Here is a 743-nt window from a genome sequence, read left to right as displayed (position 1 = left end):
TAACGCCGCATTAAGGTGTGAGCAACGCTACCACAAAACTAAACCATACCACCGTAAACACGAAACCAACGATGAAATGAAAAATGCCAAGCGTTGCGAATCACTCTTAAATGCTTTGTTATGCGTACTTTTCCGCGAACATCTGTTTATAGGATTTATTCTGCAATGCTGAACCTGTCAACCCAAACTTGCTGGCTAGGGCTTCAAGTTCCGACCTATAAGCAATTAGCATTGATTCATCGTCTGTCATGATAGCGAACTCAGCAAAGTCGCCAATTCCATCTAATGAGTCAACCGTGATATGAAACTTGCCAACGAAATAGATACTTCGAGTTTTGGTAGCCTTTAACGTAATTTCGTACCCCATAGTTTCAAGCATACTTTTAGCATTTTCTGCATCAGTGATATTAGTCGCTTCGCATCGGTCTGCCTCAGGGCCTTTTACAATCCAAAGCTTAATACCCGAAGGCTTCATAGTACGAATACAGACACTCTTATTCTGCTGATACAATGATTTATCAGGAGTATCAAAATAACAATCGGATTCTAGATTGTCCTCAACCATTATTTCATGGGGTATATTTTTCAAAACATTCATGAAATTAGTCTTCGACTCAAGGCGGTACTTTAGCTCTACCTCATATTTACCCTGAAAATGCTCATCGCTCATCTTGGGATCCTATAACAAAATGCGAATTTTACCATAAGAGTGAGTAGCTAATCATGATCGTACGCATAACGCC

Annotated in this window: 1 protein-coding gene; it reads right to left on the bottom strand. The window is 40.0% G+C overall.

Annotation, left to right across the window (positions count from 1 at the left end):
- Nucleotides 1–118: 118 nt before the first annotated feature.
- Nucleotides 119–670 carry a class IV adenylate cyclase gene (gene cyaB / locus R7O03_RS22665; protein WP_054579705.1) on the bottom strand — a complete coding sequence of 184 codons (552 nt, stop codon included), beginning with the start codon at nt 668–670 and terminating at the stop codon, nt 119–121.
- Nucleotides 671–743 lie beyond the last annotated feature (73 nt).

Origin of the sequence: Vibrio sp. Vb2960 (assembly GCF_033337665.1) — a bacterium.
GTDB classification, from domain to species: domain Bacteria; phylum Pseudomonadota; class Gammaproteobacteria; order Enterobacterales; family Vibrionaceae; genus Vibrio; species Vibrio alginolyticus.
Note: the sequence above shows the minus strand (reverse complement) of the source record. Positions and strands in the feature narration are given on the sequence as shown.